A 7,959-nucleotide genomic window follows, 5' to 3' on the forward strand; every position below is an offset into this window, starting at 1 on the left:
CGCCATGCTCGGCGCACCACAAAAAAAGCCCATCACAGGATGGGCTTCTTATTATCTATATCTTAGGTAAGCTGTCGATTACTCAACTGTTACCGCTTTCGCTAGGTTACGAGGTTGGTCAACGTCGGTACCTTTTATTAGTGCGACATGGTAAGACAGCAGCTGCATCGGTACTGTGTAGTAGATAGGCGCTGTTACTTCACTTACGTGAGGCATCTTGATGATCTTCATGTTCTCATCGCTTTCAAAGCCCGCATCTTCATCAGCGAATACGTAAAGTAGACCGCCACGAGCACGCACTTCTTCAACGTTCGATTTCAGCTTCTCTAGCAAGTCGTTGCTTGGTGCAATAACGACTACAGGCATATCTGCATCGATAAGAGCCAAAGGACCGTGCTTAAGCTCACCAGCTGCGTATGCTTCTGCGTGGATGTAAGAGATCTCTTTCAGTTTAAGAGACGCTTCCATCGCGATTGGGTAGAACTCACCACGACCCAAGAACAGTGTGTGATGCTTATCAGCAAAATCAGGTGCCAGTGCTTCAATTTCTTTATCGAACGCTAATGCTTTCTCGATATCAGCAGGCAGTTGGTGAAGTGCTTGAACGATTTCCGCTTCTTTTTCTTCATTGATACGACCTTGTAGACGACCAATTGACGTTACCATCATCAGCATCGCTGCTAGTTGAGTTGTGAAAGCTTTAGTAGAAGCAACACCGATCTCTGTTCCTGCGCGAGTCATGAAGGCAAAATCAGATTCACGAACCAGTGAAGAACCCGCAACGTTACAGATAGTCATTGCAGACATATAACCCTTCTCTTTTGCAAGACGAAGTGCAGCAAGCGTATCCGCCGTTTCACCAGATTGAGACAGAGTCACCAATAGGCTGTTCGGACGAACAACGAAATCACGGTAACGGAATTCAGAAGCAATCTCTACGTCACAGCTTACGCCAGCTAGAGATTCAAACCAGTAACGCGCTGCCATGCCTGAGTTGTAAGACGTACCACATGCGATGATCTGCACGTGTTCAACCTTGCTTAGGATCTCTTCAGCTTTAACGCCGATCGCGTTAGTGATAACCGAAGTGTCAGAGATACGGCCTTCCATTGTATTGATCAGCGCTGTTGGCTGCTCGAAGATCTCTTTCTGCATGAAGTGGCGGTATTGACCTTTGTCACCTGCGTCGTGTTCAGCGTTTGACTCAACGATTTCACGCTCAACACGCTCACCCGCTACATCAAATACCGTAACATCACGACGAGTTACCTCAGCAACATCACCTTCTTCTAGGTACATGAAGCGACGAGTTACGCTCAGTAGCGCCAGTTGATCAGAAGCAAGGAAGTTCTCGCCGACACCAAAACCGATAACGATCGGGCTACCAGAACGAGCTACAACGATACGGCTAGGATCTTTACGATCAACCGCAACCGTGCCGTACGCACCGTCTAATTGTTTTGCTGTTTTCTGTAGCGCTTCAACCAAAGAAGCTGAAGTGCGAAGTTCCCACTCAACTAAGTGAGCAATAACTTCTGTATCCGTTTGTGAAGTAAATACGTAACCACGCTCTTGCAGCATAGCGCGCAGTGCTTCGTGGTTTTCGATAATGCCATTGTGTACAACGGCAATATCACCAGACATGTGTGGGTGTGCGTTCGCTTCAGACGGCTCACCGTGTGTCGCCCAACGTGTATGAGCGATACCTGTACCACCAATCACTTGTTGCTCTTCTACTGCGTCAGCTAGCTCTTGTACTTTACCTAGGCGGCGTACACGAGTTAGGTTAGATTCAGTATCGACTACAGCGACACCAGCTGAATCGTAGCCACGGTATTCTAGACGACGAAGGCCTTCTACTAAAATTTCAGCTACATCACGCTGTGCTACTGCACCAACAATTCCACACATAGTTTCACTCCATCAATTTTGTTTTATTCCTATTGGCAGTAAGCAAAGGCCAAATCTTCATTAAGATCAATCATAGGAAGGTAAATGCATAATACTTAAATTTGTTTTTACGCTGGATCGGTCAGGATCACTCGAACATCATGTGATTCGATACTTGCTTTGGATTCTTCGCCTAAGTCTGTATCGGTAATTAAGATGTCAATGTGTTCCCATGCCAGCTCTAAGTTCGGGATCTTTCGTCCCACCTTTTCCGACTCAACCATCACGATCACTTCTCGTGACACTTCAGCCATTACTTTGCTCAGGCCAACCAGTTCGTTAAACGTGGTTGTGCCTCTATCGAGGTCGATACCATCAGCCCCAATAAATAGTTGGTCAAAATCGTAAGCACGAAGTACCGACTCTGCAACTTTGCCTTGGAAAGAGTCCGAATGGGTATCCCAAGTGCCGCCAGTCATTAATAACGTCGGCTCGCTTTCAAGCTCATTAAGCGCATTAGCAACGTGCAATGAGTTGGTCATAACAACCAAGCCACGCTTAGCATTAAGCTGCTGAATTAGAGCACCGGTCGTACTGCCACTATCGATCACGATGCGGTTATGGTCGCGAATTAAATCTGCAGCGGCTTTTGCCAATGAAATCTTTCGAGTCGAAACTTGTTGACCCAGTTCTTCGTTGACAACCTCTTTCGGTAACGAAATCGCACCACCATAACGGCGTAAAAGCTGACCGTTTTTCTCTAAAGACGCCAAGTCCTTTCTAATAGTGACTTCTGAGGTTTCGAACTTAGCGGATAATTCATCAACACTAACCTCCCCTTTTTCATTCACTAGGTTAGAAATTGCATGTCTTCTGAGCTGGGTGTTTCGTTTCGACATTTAAAAAAGGCCATTAAGTTTCGATATGAAACATATTATAGTTACAACGAAACTATTTAGTCCATTTATTTTGATCCAAAAAATTAATAAATAGCGATAAAACCTTGTCCTAAGACAATTGTTAAGCAGTGATATTGAACTCATTAGGTGGTAGAATCCGCACCCGAAAAGAAAAAAAATTACAAAACTGACTGTTATTTTTTTGCAACTTACCCCCTATATAGTGGGGTAAGTCACAGAAAACCGATATTGAATCAAAATCTTTTAGTCATAAAATGACTAAAATTGATGAAAGACTTACAACTCTGAAGGACATATTGGAAGTCCCGCGCTTTTACACAACAGGCACAAAATGTTGATGTAGCGGACCAATCTTCAGAACTTAAATAAATTTCAAATTGTAACAATACTTACCGGAGAGTACCTTCCATGAAAAAGACCAAAATCGTATGTACGATTGGCCCTAAAACTGAATCTGTAGAGAAGCTAACTGAACTAGTAGATGCTGGCATGAACGTTATGCGTCTTAACTTCTCTCACGGTGATTTCGCAGAGCACGGCACTCGTATCGCGAACTTCCGTAAAGTAATGGAAAACAAAGGTGAGCAACTTGCTATCCTTCTAGATACTAAAGGTCCAGAAATCCGTACTATCAAACTTGAAGATGGTAACGACGTAGATCTAGTAGCTGGTCAAGAGTTCACTTTCACAACTGACGCAACAGTTGTTGGTAACAAAGACGTAGTAGCAGTAACTTACCTAGGTTTCGCTAAAGACCTAACAGCAGGTAACACTATCCTTGTTGATGACGGCCTAATCGAAATGGAAGTTATCGCAACAACAGAAACTGAAGTTAAGTGTAAAGTTCTTAACAACGGTGCTCTAGGCGAAAACAAAGGTGTTAACCTTCCTGGCGTTTCTGTTCAACTTCCTGCTCTTTCTGAGAAAGACAAAGCTGACCTTAAGTTTGGTTGTGAGCAAGGCGTAGATTTCGTTGCTGCTTCTTTCATCCGTAAAGAAGAAGACGTTAAAGAAATCCGTGAGCTTCTAAACGCTAACGGCGGCGAGAACATCCACATCATTTCTAAGATTGAAAACCAAGAAGGTGTAGATAACTTCGATTCAATCCTTGAAGCTTCTGACGGCATCATGGTTGCTCGTGGTGACCTAGGTGTTGAAATCCCAGCTGAAGAAGTAATCTTCGCTCAGAAGATGATGATCGAGAAGTGTAACCGTGCACGTAAGATGGTTATCACTGCAACTCAAATGCTTGACTCTATGATCAGCAACCCACGTCCAACTCGTGCTGAAGCGGGTGACGTTGCGAACGCAATCATGGATGGTACTGATGCAGTAATGCTTTCTGGTGAAACTGCTAAAGGTAAGTACCCAGTTGAAGCTGTTACTATCATGGCTCAAATCGCGAACCGTACTGATTCAGCTCTTAAAGCTGAGCTAGGTTCTCGTCTAGACAGCCCACGTCTACGCATCACTGAAGCAGTATGTAAAGGCGCTGTAGATACAGCAGAGAAGCTAGCTGCTCCTCTAATCGTTGTTGCAACTGAAGGCGGTAAGTCTGCACGTTCAGTACGTAAGTACTTCCCAACAGCAAACATCCTTGCTCTAACAACTAACGAAAAGACAGCTGCACAGCTAGTTCTTACTAAAGGTGTTAAACCAGTTCTTGTTGACTCTATCGAGAACACAGACACGTTCTACATCAACGGTAAAGAAATCGCTCTACAATCTGGCCTAGGTAACAAAGGCGATATCGTAGTAATGGTTTCTGGCGCTCTAGTAGCTTCTGGTACTACAAACACGGCATCTGTTCACGTTCTATAAGAATGAACCGATTCGCATAAAAATATAAAAGAGGGCTTCGGCCCTCTTTTTTTATGAAACAAATCTTGCCTAACTTTTCAGTACGCTATATTATCAAACAAGATAGAACTACGTACTGTTAATATCCAATGGCTCTTTCCAAGAGATGGATTAGCAGACTAGAAATCAAATATACATGAGGTTTGTAATGTCTAGTCCTACTCTCACTGACAAAGTATCAAAGATGATTCGCCAAGATATTCTCAACGGTGAATTAACCCCAGGTCAAAAGCTCGTTGTTGCTGATCTAAAAAATAGATACAACGTTGGTGCATCTCCAATTCGTGAAGCCCTAGTGCAATTGTCTTGGAGTAAATACGTCAAACTAGAGCCACAAAAAGGCTGCTGGGTATCTCCTGTATCAAAGAAAGAACTGAATGACCTATACGAAAGCCTTCGTGTTGTATCATCGGTTCTGCTTAAAAAAGCGATTGCAGCAGGTGATGAGAGCTGGGAACTGGATGTACTAACGTCTTACCATAAACTATCGCGAGTACAGTACGTATCTGAAGAGTTTGACTGTGTAGAATGGGAAGAGCGCCACCAGCAATTCCATGTCGCACTGCTTGAAGGTGCAGATTCAGAGAACATGTTTAAGTTCTTTGATGACCTAATTAACCAAGTGAAACGTTACCGCTTCCTCGCTATGTCTGCAGAAAGCGCATCAGATGATCTGTTCAATATTGATGAACACGAAATGATCATGAAACTAGTACTCTCTAAGAATGTAGAACAAGCGACTGAACTGCTTGATCAACACCTGCTAGGTTCAATGAAACGAATTGAAGAAGTTATCGAAGCGGCATAACGCTAAAGTAGCTTCTAACCAAATAAAAACGGAGCCCAATGGCTCCGTTTTTTGTTTCCAGTATTACGACTGAACTACCACCCAAAAAACTCTTTGTGATGAGTATTGAGTAGCACAACCATAGGTAAAAAATACAAAGCACTCAATTGAAAGCCAAGAATGGCTAATGTGCCTATGGTTAACCTCACTAAAAAATCGACAAACATACCACGCCTCTTTTAACCAGACTGTATGATCCCCAAACTCTTGCTCCAGCTAACCTAATTCTACTGCTGCCTTTCAAACCATTGAAAAGGCTAGCTAATCAGTTGAATTAAGTTAACGGTGTCATCCTTTTACATCTGGTAAACACTCTATTTATTACACCGTTAAGCACGATGTAATCTGAAGCAAGGTAGTTTACTTATTGTTCATTTTAGCTCAAATTTCCACCAGCATTAGACTTTAGTCTAACTGTATAGATTTTGTGACATAGGTCGCTCAAAAGTGAGATTCCTATAAAAAGGGGGAGAGATAAAGTGAGTCGGGGCCAGCTTGAAGAGGTGAAGCAAAGAGAAGACAGGACTAGATAGAAGCGAACCTAAGCGACATCATCGTAGCTAGGACACATAGAGACCGTATTACGACCAGACGATTTAGATTCGTAAAGCGCAACATCGGCACACTTGTATGAGCGAGTACTGTTACTTGTTAAATCAGTAAAGCCAACACTCACCGTTACCTTAGTTCCGGCTGCCAGTTCAATCTCTATTCGCAAGCGATCCAATACGCGCTTTGCTTCTGGCAGAGACGTGTGTGGCATCAAGAGTGCAAACTCTTCTCCTCCGACACGTGCAACAAAGTCCGTCCCACGAAGGCTATCTTGCAGAAGTTTAGCAACACCAGCGATCACACGGTCACCTTCGTCGTGGCCAAGCTCATCATTGATTCGCTTGAAGTTATCGATGTCCACCAAGGCTAAGCAGGTGGTCGCTTCGATCGGGTAACGCTCAACTAAGCGAGAATAGTAGGCCAGCTGCTCTTCGAATTTTCGTCGGTTCCAGAGATTACTCAAAGAGTCACGTTCACTTAAGATCCTCAAACGTACCTCAAGCTCCTTCCTTACGGAAATATCAACCAACGAGGTGATGTAGTAACTGACTTTGCCTGAATTGTTTTTGACCGCATGCACTCGCATGATCGCAGTAAAAGGAATACGCAGCTTGTTCTTACACTGAACCTCCCCTTCCCATACTTCTTCTTGCTCTAAATGACTCCAAATAGCCGAGCTTGAGAGCACTTGGTCGGTATTCTCAAGCAGCAACTGCAATGCATTTTGACCGATCACCTGTTTTTTGCAGTACCCAGTCATGTTCTCAAATTCGTTGTTGATCATCATTGTGCGGTGCTGCTTGTCAGAGATCATCACTGCCGACATACCATTCAATGCGGCGCGTGCCAATTTACTCTCTAGGCTTCGGCGTCGGCAGTGCGTCACCAGGTAAGCAAACGGGAAAGCGAATATCAGCACCGTAATCAGAACAATGATCTCTTCATGGGCCAAATCATCTAGATCACGCTCAGCCCGATCCATCAGTTGCTTTTGATTAAGTTGAATCAGTAAATGGACCTTTTGACTGTTCGCGAGCATAACCGTGTTAAAGGCAAACAAATTACCATCTTCAAAAACGTATCCCACCTGATCATTGGAGATCGCATCCCACGTCTTCGGCGCGATATTTTTCAGGTTATAGCCTTTTCTTTCAGGAATAGAGTCTCCGAACAACTTACCGCTGTTGTTACTCGCGATGAAGTAACCCGCGTCATTGAGAACTTCTGCTCTAAGATCGTTATCTGGTGAAAAGCTCAGACGCGACGATAAGCCCCATACATCAAGATTGATGACGAGGTAGCCTACTCTTTCGTCAGGGGTTTCTACTGGGGTAAAGACACGGATTACCGGCGAATAAGGGAAGGTGACTTCACCATGCTCAGTTTCAAGCTCAATACCCCAACCGCCAATCTGTTCGGCTTCTAGTTTTTGAGCGTATTGGAAGTAGTTAGAATCCGACCTATCTTGCAGCTGTTGAGGAAACGTCACTCTACCGGTATCAGAGGAATAGTTAACACGCACCAATTCTTTGCCAGTGACATCTAACAGATGGATTTGTGTATACCACTTCTGGTTCACTAGAACAGATTGCCAGACCTCTTCAAGTAGATGTTTGGTTTGGTCTGAGGGAGAGGAAGCAAAGTTAACCAAGCTCTGGCTATGACTGAGTAGCTCCATGACCGAGACTAACTGAGTCTTGAGAAGATCATAATCTCGCTTGGCATACACTAACTGATGAACGGCTTGCTTAGCTGAGTAGTCAAAGCTCTGCTGTTTTACTTCTTTGTAGCGCTGCAAATAATACAGACATACTGCAGAAGACAATATGATAGAGATAATCAGCAATGTAATTATTGATTTTTTATTTCGCATTGCTAACTCAGATGAAT

Annotated in this window: 5 protein-coding genes; 2 read left to right on the plus strand and 3 right to left on the minus strand. The window is 43.8% G+C overall.

Annotated features, from left to right (window positions below):
- Window positions 1-78: 78 nt before the first annotated feature.
- Entirely contained in the window at window positions 79-1,911 is a 1,833-nt protein-coding gene (gene glmS, locus AB4517_RS18115) for a glutamine--fructose-6-phosphate transaminase (isomerizing) (RefSeq protein ID WP_017061405.1), read from the minus strand.
- A gap of 107 nt (window positions 1,912-2,018) precedes the next feature.
- A complete protein-coding gene (locus tag AB4517_RS18120; RefSeq protein WP_017061404.1) occupies window positions 2,019-2,789 on the minus strand; it encodes a DeoR/GlpR family DNA-binding transcription regulator in 771 nt (256 codons plus the stop codon).
- Window positions 2,790-3,218: 429 nt separating this feature from the next.
- Between AB4517_RS18120 and pykF the strand changes: the two genes are divergently transcribed.
- Both pykF and AB4517_RS18130 read left to right on the plus strand, forming a co-directional pair.
- Window positions 3,219-4,631 (plus strand): pyruvate kinase PykF, encoded by a 1,413-nt coding sequence (gene pykF / locus AB4517_RS18125; RefSeq protein ID WP_136982222.1) that lies wholly within the window; start codon window positions 3,219-3,221, stop codon window positions 4,629-4,631.
- 175 nt (window positions 4,632-4,806) lie between these two features.
- Window positions 4,807-5,478, plus strand: coding sequence for a GntR family transcriptional regulator (locus tag AB4517_RS18130; protein ID WP_136982221.1), 672 nt, complete (start codon window positions 4,807-4,809; stop codon window positions 5,476-5,478).
- A gap of 580 nt (window positions 5,479-6,058) precedes the next feature.
- Here AB4517_RS18130 and AB4517_RS18135 read toward each other — a convergent pair.
- Window positions 6,059-7,942 carry a diguanylate cyclase gene (locus AB4517_RS18135; protein WP_017068819.1) on the minus strand — a complete coding sequence of 628 codons (1,884 nt, stop codon included), beginning with the start codon at window positions 7,940-7,942 and terminating at the stop codon, window positions 6,059-6,061.
- Window positions 7,943-7,959 lie beyond the last annotated feature (17 nt).

It is taken from the genome of Vibrio sp. 10N.222.52.C3 (genome assembly GCF_041474195.1).
Taxonomy (GTDB): Bacteria; Pseudomonadota; Gammaproteobacteria; order Enterobacterales; family Vibrionaceae; genus Vibrio; species Vibrio crassostreae_C.